The 24,638-nt window shown below is 49.1% G+C and carries 22 protein-coding genes; 15 read left to right on the plus strand and 7 right to left on the minus strand.

All coding sequences use genetic code 11. The features are described 5' to 3' along the window. Positions 1-4: 4 nt before the first annotated feature. Both BBEV_RS00430 and BBEV_RS00435 read right to left on the minus strand, forming a co-directional pair. Positions 5-412, minus strand: a complete 408-nt coding sequence (locus BBEV_RS00430; RefSeq protein WP_069363655.1) for a PilZ domain-containing protein — start codon at positions 410-412, stop codon at positions 5-7. A 40-nt stretch (positions 413-452) separates the two neighbouring features. Next, a complete protein-coding gene (locus tag BBEV_RS00435; protein ID WP_069363656.1) occupies positions 453-1,619 on the minus strand; it encodes a M20 family metallopeptidase in 1,167 nt (388 codons plus the stop codon). 154 nt (positions 1,620-1,773) lie between these two features. On the opposite strand from BBEV_RS00435, the gene BBEV_RS00440 reads away from it, so the two are divergent. The 3 genes from BBEV_RS00440 to BBEV_RS00450 all read left to right on the plus strand — a co-directional run bounded on the left by BBEV_RS00440 (position 1,774) and on the right by BBEV_RS00450 (position 4,043). Continuing rightward, positions 1,774-2,556 carry an SDR family NAD(P)-dependent oxidoreductase gene (locus BBEV_RS00440; RefSeq protein WP_069363657.1) on the plus strand — a complete coding sequence of 261 codons (783 nt, stop codon included), beginning with the start codon at positions 1,774-1,776 and terminating at the stop codon, positions 2,554-2,556. 143 nt (positions 2,557-2,699) lie between these two features. Further along, positions 2,700-3,650, plus strand: a complete 951-nt coding sequence (gene coaA / locus BBEV_RS00445; protein WP_069363658.1) for a type I pantothenate kinase — start codon at positions 2,700-2,702, stop codon at positions 3,648-3,650. Between the two features lie 12 nt (positions 3,651-3,662). Beyond that, a complete protein-coding gene (locus tag BBEV_RS00450; protein WP_069363659.1) occupies positions 3,663-4,043 on the plus strand; it encodes a RidA family protein in 381 nt (126 codons plus the stop codon). A 258-nt stretch (positions 4,044-4,301) separates the two neighbouring features. Here the strand turns inward: BBEV_RS00450 and BBEV_RS00455 are convergent, their stop codons facing one another. Continuing rightward, the gene (locus tag BBEV_RS00455) at positions 4,302-5,657 is read right to left on the minus strand and encodes a YjiH family protein (RefSeq protein ID WP_407690254.1); all 1,356 of its coding nucleotides are present in this window, start codon (positions 5,655-5,657) and stop codon (positions 4,302-4,304) included. 160 nt (positions 5,658-5,817) lie between these two features. Continuing rightward, positions 5,818-7,050, minus strand: a complete 1,233-nt coding sequence (locus tag BBEV_RS00460) for an aminopeptidase (protein WP_069363661.1) — start codon at positions 7,048-7,050, stop codon at positions 5,818-5,820. 356 nt (positions 7,051-7,406) lie between these two features. Here BBEV_RS00460 and BBEV_RS00465 point away from each other — a divergent pair, with 356 nt between their 5' ends. Both BBEV_RS00465 and BBEV_RS00470 read left to right on the plus strand, forming a co-directional pair. Then, entirely contained in the window at positions 7,407-9,269 is a 1,863-nt protein-coding gene (locus BBEV_RS00465; RefSeq protein ID WP_232318231.1) for an LTA synthase family protein, read from the plus strand. Between the two features lie 136 nt (positions 9,270-9,405). Beyond that, positions 9,406-9,945 (plus strand): hypothetical protein, encoded by a 540-nt coding sequence (locus BBEV_RS00470; RefSeq protein ID WP_069363662.1) that lies wholly within the window; start codon positions 9,406-9,408, stop codon positions 9,943-9,945. A 92-nt stretch (positions 9,946-10,037) separates the two neighbouring features. Here the strand turns inward: BBEV_RS00470 and bshB2 are convergent, their stop codons facing one another. Both bshB2 and BBEV_RS00480 read right to left on the minus strand, forming a co-directional pair. After that, entirely contained in the window at positions 10,038-10,709 is a 672-nt protein-coding gene (bshB2, locus tag BBEV_RS00475) for a bacillithiol biosynthesis deacetylase BshB2 (protein WP_069363663.1), read from the minus strand. A gap of 33 nt (positions 10,710-10,742) precedes the next feature. Beyond that, on the minus strand, positions 10,743-11,093 hold the full coding sequence (locus BBEV_RS00480; RefSeq protein ID WP_069363664.1) for a YojF family protein: 351 nt from the start codon (positions 11,091-11,093) through the stop codon (positions 10,743-10,745). A gap of 195 nt (positions 11,094-11,288) precedes the next feature. Between BBEV_RS00480 and BBEV_RS00485 the strand changes: the two genes are divergently transcribed. From BBEV_RS00485 to BBEV_RS00505, 6 genes are all read left to right on the plus strand, one after another. Continuing rightward, positions 11,289-13,307, plus strand: coding sequence for a methyl-accepting chemotaxis protein (locus BBEV_RS00485; protein ID WP_069363665.1), 2,019 nt, complete (start codon positions 11,289-11,291; stop codon positions 13,305-13,307). 165 nt (positions 13,308-13,472) lie between these two features. After that, a complete protein-coding gene (gene tnpA, locus BBEV_RS00490) occupies positions 13,473-13,871 on the plus strand; it encodes an IS200/IS605 family transposase (RefSeq protein WP_069363666.1) in 399 nt (132 codons plus the stop codon). A 32-nt stretch (positions 13,872-13,903) separates the two neighbouring features. Further along, complete coding sequence (locus BBEV_RS00495; RefSeq protein WP_069363667.1) at positions 13,904-15,244, plus strand: RNA-guided endonuclease InsQ/TnpB family protein; 1,341 nt, start codon at positions 13,904-13,906, stop codon at positions 15,242-15,244. Positions 15,245-15,274: 30 nt separating this feature from the next. Then, complete coding sequence (locus BBEV_RS17715; RefSeq protein ID WP_232318196.1) at positions 15,275-15,424, plus strand: hypothetical protein; 150 nt, start codon at positions 15,275-15,277, stop codon at positions 15,422-15,424. Positions 15,425-15,780: 356 nt separating this feature from the next. After that, positions 15,781-16,740, plus strand: coding sequence for a carbohydrate kinase family protein (locus tag BBEV_RS00500; RefSeq protein ID WP_069363668.1), 960 nt, complete (start codon positions 15,781-15,783; stop codon positions 16,738-16,740). 15 nt (positions 16,741-16,755) lie between these two features. After that, the gene (locus tag BBEV_RS00505) at positions 16,756-18,222 is read left to right on the plus strand and encodes a glycoside hydrolase family 32 protein (RefSeq protein ID WP_069363669.1); all 1,467 of its coding nucleotides are present in this window, start codon (positions 16,756-16,758) and stop codon (positions 18,220-18,222) included. Between the two features lie 56 nt (positions 18,223-18,278). On the opposite strand, the gene BBEV_RS00510 is transcribed toward BBEV_RS00505, so the two are convergent. Further along, positions 18,279-18,641, minus strand: a complete 363-nt coding sequence (locus tag BBEV_RS00510) for a response regulator (RefSeq protein ID WP_069363670.1) — start codon at positions 18,639-18,641, stop codon at positions 18,279-18,281. Between the two features lie 219 nt (positions 18,642-18,860). On the opposite strand from BBEV_RS00510, the gene BBEV_RS00515 reads away from it, so the two are divergent. The 4 genes from BBEV_RS00515 to BBEV_RS00530 all read left to right on the plus strand — a co-directional run bounded on the left by BBEV_RS00515 (position 18,861) and on the right by BBEV_RS00530 (position 24,622). Continuing rightward, positions 18,861-19,730: an NAD(P)-dependent oxidoreductase gene (locus tag BBEV_RS00515; RefSeq protein ID WP_069363671.1), complete on the plus strand. Its 870-nt coding sequence runs from the start codon at positions 18,861-18,863 to the stop codon at positions 19,728-19,730. 84 nt (positions 19,731-19,814) lie between these two features. Continuing rightward, the gene (locus tag BBEV_RS00520) at positions 19,815-22,019 is read left to right on the plus strand and encodes a sensor histidine kinase (RefSeq protein WP_069363672.1); all 2,205 of its coding nucleotides are present in this window, start codon (positions 19,815-19,817) and stop codon (positions 22,017-22,019) included. A gap of 88 nt (positions 22,020-22,107) precedes the next feature. Then, on the plus strand, positions 22,108-22,788 hold the full coding sequence (locus tag BBEV_RS00525; RefSeq protein WP_084007138.1) for an NAD(P)H-binding protein: 681 nt from the start codon (positions 22,108-22,110) through the stop codon (positions 22,786-22,788). 25 nt (positions 22,789-22,813) lie between these two features. Beyond that, positions 22,814-24,622 (plus strand): M3 family oligoendopeptidase, encoded by a 1,809-nt coding sequence (locus BBEV_RS00530; protein ID WP_069363673.1) that lies wholly within the window; start codon positions 22,814-22,816, stop codon positions 24,620-24,622. The last annotated feature ends 16 nt before the right edge of the window (positions 24,623-24,638 follow it).

Consider the following 24,638-nt stretch of genomic DNA (forward strand, 5'->3'; position numbering starts at 1 on the left):
TTTCTTATTCGAAACTCCGACGCCTTTTTGCTGCGCCGTTTTGAGCGTTGCGTTCGTGAACTGCATAGGCTTTCAGCCCCCGTAAGATCGCTTCTTCCATTTCAGGATCTTCAATGAAACGCAACCCGTAAACAAAAGACGTACCCCGTTTTTCTTTCCAGACGACTTCACCTTCCGGGGCAATGTCGTATCCGGCGAGGTGAATTGTAAAAGTCAGCGACAGATCATCCCCTTTTGGCAAATCAAGTTCTGTTACGAGCTTCAGCCCGCCGGGACTGATGTTTACCAGTACGCCTTTGGCAGGTTTCGATTGATAAGATTCTCCGCGAAGCCGGCTGATGACAAACGTCGTGTCAATGGGACTGGCAAATTCATAGCGCAGTGGTTCTTCCCGTTTGAATCGTTTGGTCATGGATCCGGGCACCTCCTGTCAGGTTTGGAATGAGCCTGTGTTATAGACGCTGAAAAGCCTTTTGCACCTTTTGCTTCGCCTCAGCATCACTCAACAGCTGATAGCCGGTCAGTGCAAGTGCCTTGGCACCAGTCATCATGCCTTCAAATCCACGTTCACTCAACGATGCTTCACGAAATTCATGGGTATGACCATTGACCGGGGTATCACTGATGCGGACATACGGGTGAATGGCTGGACAGCGAAGGCTGACGTTGCCCATATCGATGGACCCGGAGCCGGCTTTTTCTTCTACGATATCATGTTGCGGGATACCGAGCTGAAGCAGTGCACTGGTAAACAAATCAGAGAGCGGTTCGTTGGTGGCCATTTGATCATAGGAAAATTCATAATTGGCTGATTCGAGTCTGGTACCGGTGGCAAGGGCTGCACCTCTGGCGACGCGCATGAGCTTATCAGCGAGCACATCCACATCCTGCCTGGTGGCGGCCCGGACGTAGAAACGGGCGACGGCATAGTCCGGCACAACGTTCGCTGCCGTTCCGCCTTCTGGAATGATGCCGTGAATCCTGGCGTGATCGGGTGTGTGCTGCCTCAGCGCGTTGATCCCGTTGAACGTCTGGATGACCGCATCCAATGCGTTGATGCCTTGATCCGGTGCCGCTGCAGCATGGGCGGTTTTGCCGTGAAACCGCAGTTCAATTGCATCCATCGCAAGGGATGTGCCGCTTTTGACAAAGTCGCTGGACGGGTGAGCCATCATCGCCGCATCGAGGTGATCAAACAACCCTGCGTTGGCCATGGTGACTTTGGCGCCGTTCGTTTCTTCTGCCGGTGTTCCGAATACGTAAACGGCACCGCCCGCCTGGTTGACGGTATCCTTCAGGGCAACAGCGGCAGCTGCGCTCTGAGTACCGATGAGGTTATGCCCGCAAGCATGTCCGATATCCGGTAAAGCGTCGTATTCACTCATGTAACCGATTCGTGCCCCCGGTTTTCCGGAATCATACACGGCCATGAACGATGTGGGCGTATCGGCGACGCCGTATGTTACCTCAAACCCCTCTTGATGAAGACTTTCCCCGAGTGTCTTTTGTGCAAAATGTTCTTCATTACCAAGTTCGGGGCGCTGTCCAATGGCCTGACTGATCTTCTGCCACGTGTCTCTTCGCTCTTCTACGGCCTGTATAATCGCTTCGATTGTCATAAAAGACCCCCTGCAAGATAGAAATCGATCTGTTTACAATGTATCCTACTCGGTTGATTTCTTCAAGGAATTGCAAAATGAGTAGCGAAGCAGGATTTTCGGGGGATCGTGACTAAGTTAACAGGTAACAGAGTAAACGGAGGGGGAATGCAGTATGGATATGAAGGGTTCAGTGTTTATTGTGGCAGGCGGTGCATCAGGACTTGGTGAGGCGGCGGTCCGTATGCTCGTTCATTACGGCGCACTCGTTTTGATTCTTGATCAGAACGAACTGAAGGGTCGTGCCCTGCAAGAGGATATCGGGTCGCGTGTCGCCTTCGAAAAAGCGGATGTGACGTCGGAATTCCAGGTGAGAAACAGTCTGAACCGGGGGATTGAACGTTACGGTGACATCCATGGCGTCATCAATACGGCTGGCATCTTTCACATGGAGAAGGTGCTGAAAGAAAAAGGCACACACACAATGGATGTCTTCTCAGAAATCGTCAGAGTGAACCTCGTGGGTGCGTTTAATGTAACCCGTCTGGCGGCTGAGATCATGAAAGACAACCAGGCGGATGTAAACGGTGAACGAGGCGTGATCATTCAGACCAGCGCGATTGCGGCGTACGAAGGTCTCCCGGGGCAGGCGGCGTTTTCCGCCTCCATGGGGGGCGTAAACAGCATGACATTGCCACTTGCCAGAGAACTGGCACCCTTTGGCATCCGGGTGATGACAGTGGCTCCGGGGCCTTTTTATACCCCGATGTACCAATCAATGGAGCAGAGTCTGCAGGACCTGATGGAAGGCGAGATGCTGTTTCCGGACCGGATCGGTTCACCGGATGAATATGCGCTGATGGCAAAATCGATCATCTCGAACCCGATGCTCAACGGCGAAGTCATTCGCCTCGACGGCGGAATGAGATTGCCGGGAAAGGTGAACTGGATGCCGTGATGCCGGTTCAGAGAAACCGTTTTCAGTAAAAACAATCTTTTCGTTAAGCGAAAGGCCCATCCTGTGTTACAATGACATCATCTTTTTTAAATGATGGACAATTTGTGACCTGCAGCGGACAGGTACGAATGAGGTGCTGGCTGATGAAAACGAAACAACAGATCTCTCCTTTTATGTCGTTTGACCGTCAAGAATGGGCAGAATTAAGGCAATCCTACCCCATGGAAATCACACCGGAGGAAATCGAAGAACTCAAGGGACTCAACGATGTGTTGAATATGCAGGAAGTGGCAGATATTTATCTGCCGTTGACGCGACTGATCAACCTCCATGCGAATGCAGCTCAGGAGCTATACCGCAGCCGCTCGCGATTTTTACACACGAAAGAGAAGAAGGTGCCTTATATCATCGGGATCGCCGGCAGCGTTGCGGTGGGCAAAAGTACAATTGCACGTGTGCTGCACACGCTGTTGTCGCGTTGGGACAATCACCCGAGGGTTTCACTGGTGACAACAGACGGATTTTTGTATCCGAATGCCGAACTGAAGCGACGGGGGATCATGAATAAAAAAGGGTTTCCGGAAAGCTATGACGCGCACCGGCTGCTGTCGTTTTTGTCCGATCTGAAGTCAGGGAAAACCCGGGTGAAGGCGCCGGTCTATTCCCATCTGACGTATGATATTGTCGAGGATGAAAGCCAGGTGGTGACGTCACCCGACGTGGTGATTATCGAAGGCATTAATGTGCTTCAGCCGCCGAAAGTTCAACCCGGTGACGACAGTGATCAGGTATCCGTTTCCGATTATTTTGATTTCTCCATCTATGTCGATGCGGCCGAAGAGAATATTTTGCGCTGGTACGTGGAACGCTTTAAAACCCTCCGGGAAACGGCGTTTCAAAACGAGGCATCTTACTTTCATAAGTATGCCGATTTATCAGATGAGGAAGCAGAAAGAACCGCCCAGGATATTTGGGAGCGCATCAACCGCAAAAACCTGCATGAGAACATTTTACCGACCCGGCACCGGGCGGACCTGATTCTCTTAAAAGGGAATCAACATTTCGTCAACGAGATCAAAATGCGAAAAATATAGGAGGACGTAATCATGACAGACAAACATCGTATCGTAACAAATCTGGCACCGGACGCCATCGGCCCCTATTCACAAGCGATCGAGGTGGATGGCATGCTTTACTGCTCGGGACAAATCCCCCTCGTTCCGGAAACGATGGAACTGGTTTCGGAGGATGTGGAAGAGCAGACGCATCAGGTGATGAAGAATGTAAAAGGTATACTGACTGCGACGAACCGTGATTACAGTGACATCGTCAAGGCAATGATCTTCCTCGATGACATGAACGATTTCGGCAAGGTCAACGAGATCTATGCCAGTTACCTGAACGAACCTTACCCGGCGAGAAGTGCAGTTGAAGTTGCCAAGTTGCCAAAAGGCGCCAAAGTGGAAATTGAAGTGATCGCGAAATAATAAACAGCTGGATGGAAACCCTCCCCTTTTGATTTCAGTAGCCTCTGATGTCATCAGGGGAGGGTTTTCGTTCTACTACATAGTGATGTTTACATTCGTCAAGGGATTGAAGTCTAAGTGCAACTGAGGCTTTCGCCATTGACTTGGCGGTATGCCGATTTTTCTTAATGCGAAACACCTGATTTGCATGCATACATTCCGATGAGGCATAAAAAATCCCTCACCGGCTTTTCGGTGAGGGATACGTACGGATATGTTTTAAAAAATGATATGCGCGATCACCACGATGACCGGCAGGGTGATGAGTGTTCGCTCGATGAAGATGATGAACAGTTCTCCAAGGTTCAGCGGAATCTTGGACCCGAGGATGACTCCCCCGACTTCCGATAAATACACGAGCTGGGAGACGGCCAGACAGCCGATGATAAAGCGTGTCATTTCGCTTTCAATGCCGCTTGCGAAAATCGCCGGCAGGAACATGTCCGCAAAACCGACCACCATCGTCTCCGATGCTGCAGCTGCTTCAGGGATCTGCATCAGCTCCAACAGCGGAATAAACGGCATACCGAGATACGTAAAGAACGGGGTGTTTTCCGCAATAATCAGGGCGATCGTACCGAAAGCCATGACGACCGGTGCGACACCGAGCCACATATCGAGGACGTTTTTACCGCCGGATTTGAAGAAGGCTGCAACACCCTGTTGACCGGCAGCACGTTTCTCGGCCATATCCACCCCGAATTTCACTGAGCCGAAGGATTGCGCCTTGTATTCATCAGGAATTGCTTCATCCGGCTGTTCCTTCCCTTCCGCATACGTCTGCGGTTTTCTGGAAAGGGGTGGAATGCGTGGCATAATCAAGGCAGCGATCACACCGGCTAAGATGACCGTCAGGTAAAACGGGAAGAACATATGGGACAAGCCCACTTCTTCAATAATGACGAGTGAAAACGTAATGGAGACAACGGAGAACGTCGTTGCAATCACGGCCGCTTCCCGTTTCGAATAGAAGCCTTCTTCATACTGCTTGTTCGTCAGGATGACCCCGATGGTTCCGTCTCCGAGCCATGATGTCAGGGAATCGATGGACGATCGGCCCGGCAGGGTGAATAAGGGCCGCATCACTTTGGTGAGCAGCGCCCCGAAGAACTCCAGAAGACCGAAGTTCAATAAGAGCGGCAGAAACAGGCCGGCAAACAGGAAGATTGTAAATAAGAGCGGCAGTAAATCATACAACAGCAGTCCACCTGTATATGGGTCGTAAATGGCAGGAACGCCGAGTTCAAAGAGCGTCAATACAGCAAAAACGGCTGCCAACAGCCGGGTAACCACCCAGAAGATGGACACGTCAAAGAGATTTCGCAAAAAGGCGTTCTGATCCATCCACAATGGACGGAACCCTTTTTGTACGAGGCTTCCGAGAAAACTGATCACGATGAGAGCAGTCATGATGTACGGAAGTGCTCCTTCAAGCAGTCCCTGCAGCCAGCCCGAGAGCACTGCGACAGGGATCGTGAACCCGTCATCTGAAGGGATTGGCGTCATAAACATCGCCACGCCGATCAGGGAGGGAATGAGAAACATCAATAATGATTTCGGTTTGTTCTGGTCCATGGTATCCATAAACGATCACCTCTTGTACTAGATAATTATTCAGCAAAGCTCATTCTAATGTATAAATAAAGAATAATCAATCGTTTTATTGTATATTTATTTTCAATGAGGCGAAAAAACCAGGCATTCAAAATCGAAGACCTGGTTTTCATGGTTATTCTTAAACGGCCCATTCTCCGTTACGGAAGACTGGTTCTGTCGAGCCGTCTTCAAGGACACCATCAATATTCATTTCACCAGAGCCGATCATGAAGTCAACGTGGGTGATGCTCACATTCAGACCTGCCTGTTCGAGCTCTTCTTTGTTCATATCCGCGCCACCTTTCAGGTTGGTCGGATACGCACTGCCAAGGGCAATGTGATTCGATGCATTTTCGTCATACAGCGTATTGTAAAAGAGGATCCCTGACTGGGAAATCGGTGAACCGTGCGGAACGAGGGCAACTTCACCGAGGCGGCGTGCGCCGTCATCGGAATCGAGCAGGTTTTTCAAAGTTTCTTCCCCTTGTTCGGCGGTGAAATCAACGACCTTTCCGTCTTTAAATGTCAAGGTGAATCCGTCGATCAGGTTGCCGCCGTAGTTGAGTGGTTTTGTGTTCGTGACCGTGCCATTGACGCCATCGGCTTTCGGTGCGGTAAAGACTTCCTCCGTCGGCATGTTGGCCACGAAGTGAACGCCGGCAGTATTCGGTCCGCCACCGCCAACCCAGACGTGATTGTCCGGCAGTTGAATCTCCAGATCCGTTCCTGGTGCGGTATAATGCAGTTTCTTGTAATTCTTGTCCGTCAGAAAGCGTGCCTTCGTCTGAAGATTCTCATCGTGCTGCTTCCATGCAGCGACAGGGTCCGCTGTATTGACGCGAACCGTTTCAAGAATCGCTTCCCATAATTTGTTGATGGCGTCCTCGCCATTGGCCTCCGGGAAGACTTTCTCTGCCCAGGCAACGGATGGCGCAGAGATTACCAGCCAGCTGACCTTATCGGATTGAATGTATGTACGGAAGGTGTTCATCGCCGTACCCGACGCCTTGTTCGCTGCTGCGATTTTCTCCCCGTCAACGCCTGATAAGAGGTCAGGATCTGTGGATTTAATCGTCATGAAGGCGGCACCATTCTCGGCCATCTCTTCAAATCCGCGCGCTTTCCATTCGGGGAATTCATGAAACGATGCCATCGGGGCGAGATCGTAGCGGATCCGGGTCAGGTCATCGTCATGCCACTCGACATGTACGGTTTTCGCGCCGGCTTCATAGGCCTTTTTGGCGACGAGTCGGACGAAATCCGCAGAAGCGACCGGAGCGTTCAAAACCAGCGTTTGCCCCTCCTGGATATTCACACCGATTTTTACGGCTAACTCTGCATACTGATCAATTTTTGTATGTAACGAAGTCATCTGCATCTTCCTTTCCAAATTAGAATTCCCTTTCATTTTACCTGTTGTATGTGCGGACTTCAATCGAACAGGGGAAAAGAGCGGGCATACAGGCAGAAAAGACCGGGTACAGTAACATATAAATGTTGAAAATGTCCAAAAGGGTGTAAATCGGCCTGAAAAGATTGTGCAACCCCGTGTTCTGCATTTACACTTTAATTACCTGACTTATTGTCTGAATCACGGAAGTATTTCTTAAGTAATACCTCACAGGCAAGGGAACATTTTCGAAAAGATTGAAGTATACGTGCAACTGAGTATTTCTCCATTAAATTGGCAAAATACGAGTTTTCTCTAGAAGAAAGGAAGTTATCAACGTGAAACAATTTATTACGAATAACCGGCTGATGGTTTCACTGATGACTGTGCTGTGGTTAAAAACCTTTATTGTATCCACATTAACTTTTGACCTGCCCATCAACCGTTTCCTGGAGATGGTTGTCTTTATCGTGAACCCGTTGGCGTTTTTGTTGATAGTATTCAGTATCGGCCTTTTATTTTCGAAAAAGATGCAACCTTGGTTTTTCTTCATCACCAGTGCCCTGATTTCCGGAATTCTATACGGGAATGCGGTTCATTACCGGGAATTCCTCGATATCATCACCCTTCCGATGCTCGTGATGGGCGGGAATATGGGTGATCTGTCCACCAGTATTGCAAAGCTCCTTCATTGGTATGATCCTTTATTTTTCATTGACCTTGCAGTGATTGGCTATTTGTATAGGAAAAAAACGGAATGGTTTACGATGACGCAGGTGTCCTTTCGAAAAGGAAGAAAAGCTTTCTTTGCTGTGGCTGTGATCGCTTTGACCATCGTTGCATCCGGCCAGGTCGTCCAATCGGAAGAACGTGCCCACTCTTTTAACCGGGATAATGTCATTAAATCAATGGGTCTTTATAATTTTTATGTCTACGACGCTTATATTCATCTCGCGACGGCTACCCAGACGGTCTTTTCCGAAAAGGATGACTGGACTGAAATCCAGGAGCATCTGGAGGAGTCTTACGTTGAACCGAACCAGGAATTTCAGGGTATTGCCGAAGGGCGCAACGTCGTGATGATTTCATTGGAATCCGTCGAGGATTTCGTGATCAATGAGACGCTGAACGGAGAAGAGATCACGCCGTTTTTAAACGAATTGATTGAAGACAGTTTTTATTTTGACAATGTCTACGATCAGACCGGACAGGGGAAGACATCCGATGCAGAATTCATGATGCATAATTCCCTTTATCCTCTCGGACGCGGAGCGGTTTTCCATGCGGCAATGGAAAATGAGTTTCACCCGCTGTTAAAGCAGCTCGGTGAAAGAGGGTATGAATCCGCCTCTTTTCATGCCAATGACATCACCTTTTACAACCGCGATCTGATGTATGAGCAGCTGTACTATGACTTCTATATTGAAGAAGAGGATTATGACATTACTGATGACATCGATGTCGGCTGGGGTATGCTGGATATTGATTTCTTTGAACAGTCCATGCCGTATCTTGAAGATATGGATCAGCCGTTTTTTGCCAAGTTCCTGACGTTGACGAACCATTTCCCGTACGAACTCAACGAGGAAAATCATTTCATCGATCGGCATGACTCGGACAGTGAAATCGTCAACCGCTACTTTCCAACCGTCCGGTACACGGATGAAGCCATTCGGCTCTTTTTTGAAGACATGAAAGACGCCGGCCTTTATGATGATACGATCTTTGTCCTTTACGGTGACCATTATGGCATCGCAGAAACGCACTACGAGGAACTTTCTTCGTATCTTGGTTATGAAGTAACACCGGACGAAGCCGTCAAACTCGATCAGGTGCCGGTGATTATTCACATCCCAGGTGAAGAAGATGTCACCTTTGACTCGTCAACGGTCGGCGGTCAGGTGGATGTGTTACCGACCGTTCTGAATCTGATGGGGATAGACGATGAGGAGATGTATATGTTCGGCTCAGATTTACTGGCAGAAGATCGTGATGAATTTGCTGTCCTGAGAAACGGTGACGTGGTTACTGACGAGGTCATCTATACGAAGGAAATCTGCTTTGATGCAGAGGACGGCAGTGAGAAGCCGTTTGAAGACTGTCAGGAGGCCTTTGAGTTCGGACAAAAGGAACTGGATTTTTCGGATCGGATCATCAATGGGGATTTGCTTCGCTTTGATCCCGAGCAATTGGACCCGTAATCTGCAAGGCATGATTAAAACGAACGTGCTTCTTTCTCAACTGGAGCACGTTCGTTTTTTGGATGAACTGCATTGTAATATGTTTTAAATATTCCAAAAAAGGGTATAAGATTAGAATCATTCGGAGGTGAGAACAATGATTAAACAGGGCCATCCTTTCAGCGGTAGATACCGTCGTTATGCACTTGCTATTTTGATTCTGATCTTATTTATTCCGTTGGTAACGTGGTCCGTAGCAGTTGCAATCAGTGTCTCCTCTGTCGCACTGGGTCTCATTGTGACCTTTGGTTTTGACGCCGGTACAAAGCTGCTGGCTGAACGAAAAGTGAAGAAACTTGTCAATGAAACCCCTGAACTGATGATGCCGGGTGTGAAAGTAGCGAGTGGCACGAAAGGCTACATGACCGTGACAAAGAATTTCCTTTTATTCGTCCCGATATGGAAACGAGTGAAATTTGTCACTGAAAATTCGCGTGTCGTCCGTCATACGTTTGATGGCCTGCAACTGGATTTGACCGCCAAAATGCCGAAGAAACATCGTTCCTTTCACTATTATGTCAGCCGTCCTGCTGAAATGCAGGCGAAGCTCGACGAATTAGTCGGGCCATCGTTACCGTATAAATACGATAAACGGGCAGATCTTCCCGATGAGATCGACACGGAAGAGCTGCGCTGAAAACGCACATGACCAGGCTTGGTCAAGCCAAAAAACATCCCGGGGTTCACCGTGAACCCCGGGATGTTTGTATGATTTCAGGCACGGGATGATCAAAATTGATCCACGTCCAATGTCCAGAATTGTTCCGTCGTCATGCGGCGGATGATCTCTTCGTCACCTTCCTGATACTGGGCCTTCATTACTTCAATCACCCCGGATGTCTGGGATTTATGTGCATCGATGACGTGCAGTTTTTCCTCTGCAAAGGCGCTGACATCGCGCACGTTATCCGGTTCGCCAATGATCTCTTCAGACCCTTCCTTGAAGGCGATCGCCCATACAGTCGGGCGTTCATGTTTTGGAAGCTTTTTCACCGCCAGTGCCGTGGCGAGCCCTGTAGCATCGTGATCCGGGTGAACGGCAAAGCCGGGATAAAAAGTAATCACACGGCTGGGGCGGACATCTTCCATGACATCAAAAATTCGTTCGACCAGTGCATTCTGATCCGCGAATTCCACCGTTTTATCCCGCATCCCAAATCGTCTTAAGTCTTCGATACCCAGACGGCTGCAGGCTTCTTCAAGCTCTTGCCTTCTCACTTCCGGGAGGGTTTCACGATTGGCGAAAACGGGATTCCCCATGTTCCGGCCCATTTCCCCCAGTGTCAGACAAATATAGGTTACGTCATTTCCTTGTGCTTTATGTGCCAGGATTGTCCCTGCAACACCGAATGCTTCATCATCCGGATGCGGAAGAACCACCAGCAGCTGTTGGTCTGCCATATTCATCACGTCCTTTGTTTGATCGGGTGCGGGTTATTTTACAAACGGGTGCTTGCTTAGCTGTAAAGAAACAGCGAGTTTGCCAACATCATCATGCCCGGCGAGGAGCATCGTGTCCTCATCTTGCATCGTCCAGTCGGTCAGTCCTTCGGCATAGAGCCAGCCCATTTCGGTTTCAAGACCTGCGCGGTATGGCCCTTCGCCGGTTATTTTGGCTCGTTCATAGCGGATTTCGGCATTTCTGAAAAATGCACCGGCCGACAGCATTCCGGCATTTTTATGACTGGCATAGGCCCCATTTGTGGTTTCGAGGTGGACGTATAAGGGGGTATCGATCCACAGATCAAGCTGTCGCTGGATGGTAATCGGTTCAATCGGTTTCATAACGGGTGACTCCTTTCTTGTATCTCCAAGAATACAGGATTCAGGCTCGTTCATCAATCGGCAGGATTTTCTCTCAAGGCTGCGAAAACAAAAATCGACAAAATATGCGCTTTTATCCTGAAAATAGATTGCAAGTCCCACTGAATTATACAATAATAGAGGTTATGTCGATAAAAAGATTTAGGAGGTGGGCGAATGATAAAGTCAGTGAAGGGCAAGCTAGTGATTTTCACCAGTGGCCTTGTGATTTTGACCATGGTCTTGACGTCACTGCTGATCTATTTCCAGCTCAGCGCTGGAATCGAAGAATCAGCAGATGAAACCGCAGTGGCAACCATGGAGGATGCAGAACGGTTTATTGAAGCCTATATGGGGAAATACGGAGTGACGACAACGCTGTTTGCGGAAGATGAACGCACGCAGGAATACGCGGAAGAAGATTACATACCCTCAGAGGGAAATGCGTTATGGAACGCGATATCGACGGGTCATGTGGCCTTTATGGACGAAGAACCAGGGGCACAGCTCGTATACTTAGGCACCGAAAGCGGTACGATGATGACGTCGCCGGAGGTTGATCTGCCAGAGGACTTTGATCCACGCGGTCGTCCCTGGTATGAGGATGCCGTCGCATCGCAAGGGGAAGTGATCTGGACGGATCCTTACGTGGACGTTGATACAGAAGAACTGATCATCACCGTCGCACGGACGATCGAGACCCCGGCAGGCAATATTGCCGGGGTGCAGGGAATCGACTTATCATTGAATGAAATGGTCACGATTCTCCAACAGGCAGATGTCCCTTTTAACGGTGAACTCGGGATTATAGCTCCGAACAAGACGATGATTGCACACACGGATGAAGCCATGGTCGGACTTGATGTCATGGACAGTGACACGCTCTCGCGTATCCCGGGTTCCCAAGGGGAAGACGGACGATTCACATCAGCAGGTCAATCGTTCTTTTATTCGGATGTGGAAGCCTTCGACTGGCAGCTGGTAACGTCTTACGAGGACAGCGAGCTTTACTCAGAACTTGTCACGACACGAAACACATTCATCGTTATCGGAATTGTGTCCGTGCTGGTGGCGATTGGCGCCTCCTACGTTGCAGCCGCGAAGTTGACGCGCCCGATCTCGTCTTTACATACCCACGTAAAGCGCATGGCAAAAGGGGATTTCAGTCATCAGCTGAACGCTGAAGGAAACGATGAACTCGCTCAGTTGGGTCATTCAGTCAATGATATGACCCGGGAATTACGGGAATTGATTTCGTCCATCCAGGAATCTGCCAAAGATACCCGGGACATGTCTGAAGACCTCAGTGCAGTGGCAGAGGAATCTGTTGCCACAAGTGACGATATGGCTGGTGCCGTGGATGAAGTGGCGCAAGGTGCTGCCAGGCAGGCAGAGGACATCGATCAGACAAATCGGGAAATGAGCGGTCTGGTCGAACAGGTGAATCAGGCAACCGATCGGGCGGAAATGATGTCGAATCTCTCCCATGATATGAAGGCATCCAATGAAGCCGGCATTCATCAGGTGGAGACCCTGGAGACCCGGACAAAAGACACAGGGGTATTGTTTGATGAAGTGAATGAAGCGATCGGACAGCTAACATCGAAAGTCAACGACATTGGAACCGTGGTGGATACGATTTCCGAATTTGCCGATCAGACTAACCTCCTGGCGTTGAATGCGTCGATTGAGGCAGCACGCGCAGGGGAACATGGAAAAGGGTTCGCTGTCGTTGCCGATGAAGTACGGAAACTCGCGGAACAGTCCATGTCTGCAACAGGAAAGATCAAAAGCACTTTGGATGAAGTCGGTGCAGAAACAAAAGAAGTGGAAAAAGCGATGAAACGTGCAAACACGATGCGAGACGAACAGCGTCAGGCGGTTACGGACACAAACGAATCCTTCACGAGCATCGTCAAGACCATCGAACACCTCACACAGACGCTGGATGAATTAGCCAAAGACCTGGACGGAGTCAACGTGAAGAAGAACCAGATCGTTGATTTGATCGCCAGTGTTGCAGAAGTGGCTGAGGGAGCTGCGGCAACGGCTGAGGAAGTATCCGCCTCTTCTGCGGAACAGATCAAGGCCATTGACTCCGTCGGAAAGAACGCCGAACGGCTCAGTGATTTGAGCACTGAATTACAGGAGAAAACAAACCGCTTTATCATCACTAGGCAAGAAGACTCCATCTGATTCGCGATACGGGCATCAGCCCAGCGATTCAGGTGGAGATGAATTGCCATCAGTCTTACGACGGATAGATGTTTTAAATAAAAGAACAAGAGTTCGAAAATATATCTAGCTTCTTTTTTGTTAAATGGTATAATGAGTAGTGTAGACGGAAAGGGTTGATACCATTTGGAATTAGATAATAATAATCATTCAGTGTTCTTGTTGTATTACCACTTAGTCTTGGTTGTTAAGTACCGAAAAGAAGTGATTGATAATAATATTTCAGAGTATTTGAAAGATCATTTCGTTCGCTTAATGGAGCCTAAGGGAATCAAATTGGAAGAGTGGAATCAAGACGGTGACCACGTTCACGTATTGTTCCGTTCGGTTCCTAATGTAGATTTGTCAAAAACAATAAACAATTACAAAAGCGTTAGTTCCCGTTTAGTAAAGCGCGACTTCCCTCATATTAAAAAGTCGCTATGGAAAGAAATGTTTTGGTCGCGCAGCTATTGTCTTTTAACTTCGGGTGGCGCACCTGTTGAAACCATTCGCAAATATATCGAAACACAAGGGATGAAGTAAACATCTTAACGTCGGTAAAGGAGGTGACACAAATGGCTAGGAAAAAACCGATTAAAGTATTGCGCAAGAAAAAGAAAACAGTCAATATGCAACGGTTCACCCAAAAACAGAACATTGGTCGCAGCACCCTTAGCGCTAGAGAGTTTCGACTTCTGCAACGCATGTCTCATAGTTCTAAGGCTTTGCGCAACGTAGGCTTATATACGATTAAACAAAAGTATTTGAATGAAAACAAAATGGCGACAACAAAAGAAATAGACAGCGCAATGAAGGCCGATATGAACTATTGGGGCATTCAATCCAACTCCGTACAAGCGGTTCGAAGAACCTTACTCAGTGAAGTAAAGAGCTTCTTCGAAGCGTTAAAGAAGTGGAAAGAAACCCCTGAAGGTTTCACAGGTCGCCCAAAGTTCCCAAAGTATTCTCGTTCCACGGCTAAACGTGTCATCGAAATCTATCAAGTTCCCAAAGTGGATAAGGACGGGTATTGGAATATTCCAATGAATACTGCTTTCAGAAAACGTTTTGGTCCCTTGAGACTGCGAATGCCAAAGAATTTAATGGATAAAAACATTTCTTACATTGAAATTGTGCCAAAGCAAAACGATCGGTTCTTTGAGGCTCATTATGTATACGAAGTACCTATGTCTCAAATGAAGAAACAACAAACGACGACAAAAGCTTTGAGTTGCGATTTAGGTGTAGATTATCTTCTTAGTTGTACAACGAATCAAGGAGACGCCTTTTTGATGAATGGAAAGAAGTTAAAATCCATCAATCAGTACTTCAACAAAAAGATAAGCGAATTAAAACAGAAAAACATCGAAAACGGCTTGTCGAAACGCATAGTGACAAACCAAATCGCTTCTCTTTGGCGTAAACGAAATCTCCAAATAGACGGCTACCTTTCACAAACCGTAGGTTTGTTGTTCAAACAGATAAAACGACTGAACGTCGATACCGTGGTAATGGGTTATAATGCCGGTTGGAAACAAGAATCGCATTTAGGGAAGAAAAACAATCAAGAGTTCGTACAAATTCCTTTCCACAGATTGATTTCGGCTATTGAGAACAAGTGTCTCAAGGAAGGCATCCGTTTCGTTAAGCAGGAAGAGAGCTACACGTCTAAAGCTAGTTTTCTGGATCATGACGATATTCCGGTTTGGTCAAAAGGCGATAACACGATGTACTCCTTTAGTGGGAAGCGTCTATATCGCGGCTTCTATCGCTGTGAAAATGGACAATGCATCCATGCCGACATTAATGCAGCATTAAATATCCTTCGGAAATCTCAAGTAGCAGAATGGGATGAAAAAACGAAAATAAAAACGCCCATGATCATGGACGTTCAAAAACGTAAAGCTGTTGCTTAGCGCATAGCCTAGTGGGTGCGTCAACCATCCATGTGTACTCAACTTTTGTTGGGGCTTGTAGCACACGCCAGTTATATGCTGAGTGGTGGTTTCTTCCGAAAGGAAGAACTGCTCTTCTTCGGAAGGGTGGTGCAAGTGGGAAAACGATCGTACGTCGCCAGTACCAACCAAAAACAGTGATTTGAGAAGAACCACGCAGAGCGTCAACCTTTGTAAGAAAAGACCTGCTTGGCGATCTCAAGCCCCCACTGAAACGTTGTACCTCAGTGGGGGTTCGTTGACGGTTTAAACAGGAAGTGTTGATCAACCGTTTCCCCTGGGCACGCCTCCGCCGTGAGCGTTTGAAATCAACAATGAAGGATACCGGAGCGAAAATAATAAAAGTGTCGTCTGATCAGGCCTGGTGAAGGCTGATTGATCGGACGGCGCTTTTTATGTCAATCCTGAACGAATGTTTTCGTAAATGATATTGTACTCCTCGAACCGGGTACGTATAATAAAGACGAGTCAAAGCATGTTGACAAGGAGGAAAGTCTATGACAAAAGGAATCATCAGCCTCGGGGAGGCACTCATCGATTTTATCCCGTTGGACGACAACAATGAAAACTTCAAAAAAAGCCCGGGAGGCGCCCCGGCGAATGTGGCGGTGGGTCTTGCCAGGTTGGGAGCGAAGTCCGGTTTTCTCGGGAAAGTCGGCGATGATGTACTGGGCCGGTTTATGAAAGACACCCTGGAAAGCTACGGGGTGGACGTAGCCCATATGTCACTTACAAAAGACACACGGACCGGAGTTGTGTTTGTCACACTCGGTGAAGGCGGGGAACGGAGCTTTGAATTTTATATCGATCCAAGCGCGGACCGTTTTTTGACGGAAGAAGAAGCGGAAGCTGTGGATTATGCAGGCTATAACGTCCTTCATTTCGGTTCCATCAGTCTGATCAGTGAACCGGCGAAATCCGCTACGAAAAAGGCCGTTCAGCTGGCGAAGGAGAAGGGATTGATTATTTCCTACGATCCGAATCTCCGGCTTGGACTGTGGTCTTCGGAAAATCACGCAAGAGAGGAAATCAAAAGTATGCTCGGTGCGGCGGATGTCGTGAAGATTTCCGAAGAGGAACTTGAATTTTTGACCGGGGAAAACGAGATCGAACCGGGAATCCAGGCGCTTTCGGACTTTGACATTCCGATGATCATCGTGACCCTCGGAGCCGATGGCAGCTACATCTTCATGCAAGGACAGGACGCGGTTCAGGCAGCGGCGATGAAAGTTCAGGCTGTGGATACAACAGGGGCTGGTGATGCCTTCGTATCAGGGATATTGTACCAGCTCAGTGAAGGCGACAAAGCGGTCACGGCATACAGCAGGGAAGAAGCCTTGGCAATGGCGAAATTTGCTTCTGTGTCAGGTGGACTGGCTGCTTCGACCAAAGGGGCGATGACTGCATTGCCGACTCTCGGACAGGTGAAAGATACCGTCGGGAAATTCAATCAGTAAGGGGCATCGGTGCTTATGACAGAGACAGAAAAAAACCTGATCCAGCAGGCAGAAGAAGTTGCCAGAGATCAGCGGCAACTCGTGGATGCCGACCCGTACCGGCAGGCGTTTCATATCATGCCTCCAGTGGGCTTGCTAAATGATCCGAATGGCTGGATTCACTGGCAGGGGCGCTACCACATGTTCTATCAGTGGAATCCTTTTGCCGTAACACATGGCGCAAAATTTTGGGGGCATGTCTCTTCGACGGATCTCGTTCACTGGATGGAAGAACCCATTGCGCTGGCGCCTTCTGAATGGTACGAAAAAAACGGCTGTTATTCAGGAAGTGCGATTGACCGTGACGGCGAACTGACGCTGATGTATACGGGAAATGTAAAAGATGACGAAGGCAACCGCTTCTCCTACCAGTGTACGGCCGTTTCACGAGACGGTGTACACTTTAAAAAGCAGGGACCTGTAATCGATTCCCTGCCCAAAGGATACACCGCGCATTTCCGGGATCCGAAGGTGTGGGAAGAAGATGGAGTCTGTTACATGGTTATCGGCGCACAGACCCTGAAAGAAGAAGGGCGGGTGCTCCTCTACCGCTCAGAAAATTTCAGGGACTGGTCACTGGTCGGCCCCTTGATCGGCTCACAGCAGGAACCACTCGGCGACTTCGGGTACATGTGGGAATGTCCCGATGTCTTCCGGCTTGATGGTCAGGACATTCTGATTGCTTCACCGCAGGGATTGGCCTCCGATGGCACGAACTATCTCAACCGTTTCCAGGCAGGTTATTTCCCCGGAACACTGAATTTATCGGAAGGGATCTTTACACCTGGAGCGTTTACGGAACTCGACAAAGGGTTTGAATTTTACGCCCCGCAAACGACGGAATCGGCAGACGGCCGCAGAATCATGGTCGGCTGGATGGGCGTGCCTGAACAGGCGGAAGACCGCCACCCGACCCTTGAGCACAGCTGGATTCATTGTTTGACACTGCCAAGGGAACTGACCTGGGTGAACGGCAAGCTGTTTCAGCGCCCTGTACAAGAACTCGAAAAGCTGAGAACCGGGAACCCTATTCGACATACCGGCGTGACCCGTTCCATTGCCCCGTTTGAACTTGAGGGGATTGAGGGGCGCACACTGGAAGTCCAGTTATCGGGGGTGGATCTTCAAGCGCACGATTACCTCGACATCAACCTCCACAATGAAACGGTACTGAAACTGTCGATGATGGAGGCGTGCGACATCACGCTTGAACGGACGGTCATCGGCGGGGATGCACGCGAACAGCGTTACGGCAGTGTGGATCAAGTAGCTGAGATCCGGATCTTTCTGGACCGTTCATCCGTCGAGATCTTCATCAATGACGGTGAGCTGGTCTTCAGCTCAAGGCATTTTGCTGACCCGAAAAATCAGGCAGTCACGTTTGCCGGAGACTGGCTCAGTGAACCGGTGATTGAAGCCTGGAAACTAAAGGATACACGTTAAAACAGACCGAAAGAAAAGACCCGGGAATTTGTGCTCCCGGGTCTAGTTGTATGTTGTTAACGGCTTAATGCTTTTTCCAGCGCTTCGCGGATCCGCGGTTCGTCAAACGGCTTGACGATAAAGTCCACAGCGCCTTTTTGGATGGCGTCCACCACCATATTCTGTTGCCCCATTGCCGAACACATCAGTACTTTTGCAGAAGGATCCTTTGCCTTGATCTGTTCAAGGGCTTCGATACCATTCATCTCCGGCATGGTAATGTCCATGGTAACGAGATCCGGTTTGTGTTCCTCATACAACTCCACGGCTTCTCTTCCATCTGCCGCTTCAGCGACCACTTCATAGCCTGCATCGGTCACCATCTTCTTCAGTGTCATGCGCATAAATGCTGCATCGTCAGTAATCAATAGTTTTGCCATCTGCGTAACCTCCCTGCGATTTCTCACATCTGTTTTCGTTTATAGGTATTACGTATGAAGATATTAGACCCAATTATATACAACACCTCTATAATTATGCCACAGAATTGAAAATTAATGAAGAGAGCAAGTGAACTTTTCCCGGATGTTGCAGGATTTTCACCAGCTGTCGTGGAAAGGTGTGCAGTGAATAGACCTTGAATCAGGGAGGAATCACAGATGACAAAACCAATAGCAGGCTTTATCGGAACAGGTGTAATGGGTAAAAGTATGGCAGGGCACCTTCTGAAGGAAGGGTACACACTTTATGTGTACAACCGGACGAAAAGCAAGACGGATGAACTGGTGACACAAGGAGCGGTCTGGTGTGACTCTCCGGATGAGGTGGCCCGGCAATCAGACATCGTGTTTACGATCGTCGGCTACCCGAAAGACGTGGAGGAGATGTACTTCGGGGAACAAGGGCTGATTGCCAACAGTAAACCAGGGACCATTCTAGTAGATATGACGACATCAAGCCCGGTGCTGGCGCAGCAGATCGGGGAAAAAGCATCGGAAGCCGGATTGGAAGCAGTCGATGCACCGGTGTCCGGTGGGGATATTGGCGCAAAAGAAGCAAAACTTGCCATTATGTGTGGCGGCAATCGAACTGCCTTTGAGCAAGTGGAGCCTTTGTTTGCCTGCATGGGCAAAACCATCGAACGTCTCGGCCCAGCAGGGGCCGGTCAGCATACGAAAATGGCGAATCAGATCGCAATTGCATCCACAATGCTGGGTGTGGCGGAATCGCTGGCTTATGCAAAGCAGGCAGGACTCAGCCAGGAACAAGTCATGAGTGTGATCGAAACCGGCGCGGCAGGAAGTTTTTCCCTGTCCAGGCTTGGCAGGAAGATGATCGAGGGCGATGAAGCAGCGGGATTTTATGTGAAGCACTTCATCAAAGACATGGGCATTGCCATTGATTCAGCGGATCAGATGGGGCTTGAGCTTCCTGGATTGAAGCAGGCAAAACAACTCTACGATCAGTTGCAGAAAGAAGGAGCGGGGGAACTGGGTACACAGGCGATTTACCGCTTGTATCAGCCGTGACTTTTGCATGCGCATCTGTCCCATTCCCAACGTGCCAAAACTCCTTTATAATGAGTGTATCTTCCACAATGAAGGAGTCCGCCTATGTTTAGAAGCCTTCGCTCCAAATTGATTGTGTTTTTCATACTGGTCACGGTCATACCGATGGCGATCGTTGGCATGATCGGTTATAACTCACAAAAACACGAAATCAGCAGTCAGCTCGAGTATTCGATCATGAGTCAGTCATCGAATCTTTCGGCTGAATTGTTGAATTTAATCGATGAACGGTTAAGAGATGTTGAGTGGCTGACCCGCAGTCCCATTCTGAGAGATCCGGAGAGTACACCGTTGGAACTGCGAGAGGAACTCTATAACTTTCTGTCGGTGAATGATATTTACTTTGATGCGATTCTCCTTAATGAGGAGGGCGGTGTGATCGTCGATACGGAAACCCGGATGATCGGGCGCAATATCGGGGACCGGGAATGGTTTCAGGAAGTTTCGGAGACGGGAATGAAGAGGATGTCCGACATCTACATGTCTGATGCCATCAACCGTCCGGTCCTTGTGTTGGGGGCACCGGTCTATACCCATGACCGGGAACTTCTGTTTTACGTGTCCCCGTCGTTTAATCTGGACGTATTTTATGAACGGATTGAAGCCTATACGACACTGCAGCGGACCCACGGTTCAGACGGGTATGCCTTTTTACTGCGTGAGGACGGCCTGCTTTTGTCCCATCCGAATCAGTCGCTTGTGATGAATATGAATTATTTTGAGCAGCAGGACATTACCAAGGATGATTTGAACAGCCTGATTGATCAGGATCGGACGTTTACGACAAGTGGCGGACAGGTCCATGCATTTACACAGGTCGAAGAGATCCAGGGTTTTGAGCATCGCTGGTATGTCGGGATTGCCCTAGCAGAGGAGGACCTTTATGCATCCCTTGATGATTTGCTTCTTCGCTACGTTGCTTTTTACTTCCTGATTTTTGCTGTACTGATCGTTGCGGTGATCAAACTGTCGGACTATCTGGTCAAACCGATCCGGCAACTTGTGGAGAAAACAAAAGCTTACGCCGAGGGTGTCGATTATGAATGGCCTTACGAGGCAGCCTACAGAGAGGCAGATCACCTGCATGTGGCCTTCGATGATATGACCGGACGGCTGAAAGAACGTGAAGCGACTCACCGGAAATCCACCCAGGTGCTTGAAGCCACGGACAATGGGGTCTTCGCGGTAGCCCGGGGGTCGGAGCAGCTGACGATGTCGAACCGGGAATTTGAAACGTTGTTCGGATTTACAGAGATGGATCTGTCCAGTGTAACGATCCAGGAACTGAAGCGTGAATCGCCGTTTTTTGACGCGTTCATGCATGCGGCCTTGGATGAGTGGACCGAGTTTGATAAGCGCAATGAAACGCGCCGGCAGGCAGAGGTGAACTGTCAGGATCAGGATGGAAACGAGCGGATATTTTTCCTCGGTATGACCCTGCTCTCTGCGAACGGGGAACGGGAGGATCTTGATGAATTCCTCTTCGTTTTTCAGGAGCTCACAGAAGTCCGCCGGATGGAGCGTGAATTGGTGCAGTCTGAGAAACTCGGGATGATTGGTCAGATGGCTGCAGGACTTGCGCACGAGATCCGTAATCCGATGACGACGATCCGTGGGTTCATGCAATTGCTCGAAAAGCGCGATGACGGAGAGAATGCAAGGTACTACCAACTGATCATGAATGAAATTGATCAGGTGAACAAGGTGATGGAAGAACTGATGCATATCGGAAATCCTGCTCGGATTGAAGAAGAGACGACATCAGAGACCTCGGTCAGTGAACAGCTCAAAGAAATCATCACCCTGCATGAACAGGATCTTGAAAAAAGGCAGATCAAGGTGGAGACCTTTTTTAACGGAACGGATGATTTCCTCGAGACGAACCGGAACAAGCTGAGGCAGGTGTTCTCAAACATCATCCGCAATGCGATTGAAGCCATGCCTGACGGGGGCAGGTTGAAGCTGAGGAACCAGACCGCACCGGGACTCGATGCCAACGGAGTATGTGATGTGGTCGTGGCCATCAGTGATACAGGTGAAGGGATGGATTCGGAAACCATCAAAAAAGCCGGTACGCCCTTTTTCACAACGAAGGAGAACGGTCACGGACTCGGTCTTGCTACGACGTACCGGATCATTGAAGAACTTGGTGGTACCATCGATATCCGTACAAAAGCCGGTGAGGGAACGACGTTTGTCATTCGCCTGCCCGGCAGTGTCTTACGGCAAACAGTGAACAGCGGCGAATAAAACGGCTTTGGCAGTCCCCTCGCTTTTCAGGGAAGCTAGCTTCGTGATAGGCTGAGTAAAGTGAAACATTCGAAAGGAGAGGGTCATCGTGTTACGTGCTGTGATTGCAGGCGCTTCAGGTATGGTAGGAACGCAACTGGTAAAAGAGCTTCTCGAAAAGGGAACGTATGATGAGGTTCATTTAATTACAAGGCGCCGGACACTGTTTCACCGGCATCCGTCGATCACCGAACACATCGTTCATTTTGATGAACTGGAAAAGGTCCGACATGTCTTTAAAAAAGGAGACCATGTCTTTGTGGTGCTCGGTACAACGATGAAACAGGCAGGTTCACAGTCAGGGTTTGTCAGGGTTGATTATTCATTTCCTTTGAAGCTTGCCGAACTTGCCAAGGAAGAGGGCGCTGCGCAGTTTCTGACCGTCACAGCCATGGGATCGGACCGTAATTCGCGTTTTTTTTACAACCGGGTGAAAGGACGCCTTGAAGATGAGTTGATCGGTCTCGGCTTGCCGGCACTCCATATTTTCCGGCCATCCCTTTTAATGGGGGAGCGCCATGATACACGACCAGGTGAGAAGGCAGCGGAAATCGTTGCAAGACCGTTGGCGAAATGGATGACAGGGAAAATGGAAAAATACCGGCCGGTTGAAGGCGCGGAAGTGGCGAAAGTGATGCATCATATTGCACAACTTGATAAGACAGGATTTCACTTGTATGAATCAGACCACATTGTGCAAATCGGCGAAGCAATTAAAAAGAATCACTAATTTCTAGATAAAAGGATGATCAATCATGGGGCAAACGTATCCGGAAACATGGACATTAGACACAATATTTCCCGGAGGCTCGAGCAATTCCGAAGCGTTCAAGAAACATATTACGGCGCTTGAGAAGCAGATTAGTAACTTGAAAGAACAGGTGGACAAGCTTCAAACGACAGGAGAGCGAAGTAAAGAGGCCTGGGCGGATGTCGTGGTGAATCTCCAGGATGTGAGCCGTTACACCCGGGAGGCAGGGGCATTTATCAGCTGCCTCACAGCTCAGGATATCAACGATCATGACGCGAAACTGACAGGCGGTAAGATCAGTCAGCTGGCGTCTGAATTTGCCGGAGTGATGACGGCAGTGGACCATCAGCTCCTCGATTTCACGGCGGGAGAATGGGATGCATTCATCAACGAACCTGAAATGGCTGAGATCGTTTTTAACCTCAATGAGCGCCGGGACGCCGCGAAGGAAAAGCTGCCGCCCGAGCAGGAACAGTTGATTCAGAAGCTGTCTGTGGACGGATACCAGGCGTGGGGCGACTTTTACAGCATACTCGTCGGTCGGATGGAAATCGAAGTTGAACTGGATGGGGAAGTCCAAAAACTGTCGGTCGGGCAGGCGTCGAACAAGTTATCATCTGCTTCACGTGATGTGCGTAAACACGTTTTTGACCAGCTTGAAAAGGCATGGCAAGAAGAGTCAGAGCTCTTCACGAACACGTTGAACCACCTTTCAGGCTACCGGCTTGCAGTCTATGAAGCGAGAGGCTGGGAGAACGTATTGAAAGAACCGCTCCAGATCAACCGCATGCAGGAAAAGACGTTGAATGTCATGTGGGATACGATCACAGCCAACAAAGATACCTTCGTAACCTATCTGGATCGCAAGGCGCAGGTGCTCGGCGTTGAAAAACTGGCCATGTATGATCTGGGAGCCCCCCTTTCTGACAAGGTGTCTGAAGTGCCATACGATGATGCGGCCGATATGATTGTGTCACAATTCCGGCAGTACAGTCCGCAGATGGCGGATTTCGCCAAGAAGGCGTTTCAAAACGGCTGGATTGAAGCAGAGGACCGTCCCGGCAAGCGCCCTGGCGGGTTTTGCACGAGCTTCCCGATCAAGGAGGAATCACGGATCTTTATGACGTATGATGGCTCTGCATCAAATGTAGCGACGCTGGCGCATGAACTCGGACACGCCTATCATCAGGCGGTGATGAATGATCTTCCCCAGATGGCGCAGCGCTATGCGATGAACGTCGCAGAGACGGCATCGACATTCGCAGAGATGATCGTCGCGGATGCCGCGGTGGAACAGGCAGAGTCAGAAGAAGAGAAAATACAGCTCCTCGATGACAAACTGAGCCGAAGCATTGCTTTTTTCATGAATATCCATTCCCGATTTCTCTTTGAGACCCGGTTTTACGAAGAACGCAGGCGCGGTCCCGTTAGTACACGTCGGATGAATGAACTGATGGAAGAGGCGCAAAAGGAAGCCTACTGCGGAGAGCTCAGTGAGTATTCACCAACGTTTTGGGCTTCGAAACTGCATTTTCATATCACTGGGGTGCCGTTCTATAACTTCCCGTACACGTTTGGCTATCTGTTCAGTATGGGCATTTATAACCTTGCCCGTCAAAAAGGGACGGATTTTGAGGCGCAGTACACAGCGCTCTTACGAGATACCGGCCGGATGACGGTGGAAGACCTTGCGAAGAAGCACCTTAACGTGGATCTCACTCAGGCAGACTTCTGGCAGGAGGCCATCGACTTTTTGAAACATGATGTGGCGTTGTATCTGGCACTCACGGAGAATAAAATCAAGCTGAACTGATGCAGGATGTATCCGT

It is taken from the genome of Salisediminibacterium beveridgei, assembly GCF_001721685.1.
Lineage (GTDB): Bacteria > Bacillota > Bacilli > Bacillales > Salisediminibacteriaceae > Salisediminibacterium > Salisediminibacterium beveridgei.

Bases quoted from the DNA above. Each gene is read 5' to 3' on its own strand.
- BBEV_RS00430 (WP_069363655.1), bottom strand. From the start codon at position 412: ATGACCAAACGATTCAAACGGGAAGAACCACTGCGCTATGAATTTGCC.
- BBEV_RS00435 (WP_069363656.1), bottom strand. From the start codon at position 1,619: ATGACAATCGAAGCGATTATACAGGCCGTAGAAGAGCGAAGAGACACG.
- BBEV_RS00440 (WP_069363657.1), top strand. From the start codon at position 1,774: ATGGATATGAAGGGTTCAGTGTTTATTGTGGCAGGCGGTGCATCAGGA.
- coaA (WP_069363658.1), top strand. From the start codon at position 2,700: ATGAAAACGAAACAACAGATCTCTCCTTTTATGTCGTTTGACCGTCAA.
- BBEV_RS00450 (WP_069363659.1), top strand. From the start codon at position 3,663: ATGACAGACAAACATCGTATCGTAACAAATCTGGCACCGGACGCCATC.
- BBEV_RS00455 (WP_407690254.1), bottom strand. From the start codon at position 5,657: ATGGACCAGAACAAACCGAAATCATTATTGATGTTTCTCATTCCCTCC.
- BBEV_RS00460 (WP_069363661.1), bottom strand. From the start codon at position 7,050: ATGACTTCGTTACATACAAAAATTGATCAGTATGCAGAGTTAGCCGTA.
- BBEV_RS00470 (WP_069363662.1), top strand. From the start codon at position 9,406: ATGATTAAACAGGGCCATCCTTTCAGCGGTAGATACCGTCGTTATGCA.
- bshB2 (WP_069363663.1), bottom strand. From the start codon at position 10,709: ATGGCAGACCAACAGCTGCTGGTGGTTCTTCCGCATCCGGATGATGAA.
- BBEV_RS00480 (WP_069363664.1), bottom strand. From the start codon at position 11,093: ATGAAACCGATTGAACCGATTACCATCCAGCGACAGCTTGATCTGTGG.
- BBEV_RS00485 (WP_069363665.1), top strand. From the start codon at position 11,289: ATGATAAAGTCAGTGAAGGGCAAGCTAGTGATTTTCACCAGTGGCCTT.
- BBEV_RS00495 (WP_069363667.1), top strand. From the start codon at position 13,904: ATGGCTAGGAAAAAACCGATTAAAGTATTGCGCAAGAAAAAGAAAACA.
- BBEV_RS17715 (WP_232318196.1), top strand. From the start codon at position 15,275: ATGTGTACTCAACTTTTGTTGGGGCTTGTAGCACACGCCAGTTATATG.
- BBEV_RS00500 (WP_069363668.1), top strand. From the start codon at position 15,781: ATGACAAAAGGAATCATCAGCCTCGGGGAGGCACTCATCGATTTTATC.
- BBEV_RS00505 (WP_069363669.1), top strand. From the start codon at position 16,756: ATGACAGAGACAGAAAAAAACCTGATCCAGCAGGCAGAAGAAGTTGCC.
- BBEV_RS00510 (WP_069363670.1), bottom strand. From the start codon at position 18,641: ATGGCAAAACTATTGATTACTGACGATGCAGCATTTATGCGCATGACA.
- BBEV_RS00515 (WP_069363671.1), top strand. From the start codon at position 18,861: ATGACAAAACCAATAGCAGGCTTTATCGGAACAGGTGTAATGGGTAAA.
- BBEV_RS00520 (WP_069363672.1), top strand. From the start codon at position 19,815: ATGTTTAGAAGCCTTCGCTCCAAATTGATTGTGTTTTTCATACTGGTC.
- BBEV_RS00530 (WP_069363673.1), top strand. From the start codon at position 22,814: ATGGGGCAAACGTATCCGGAAACATGGACATTAGACACAATATTTCCC.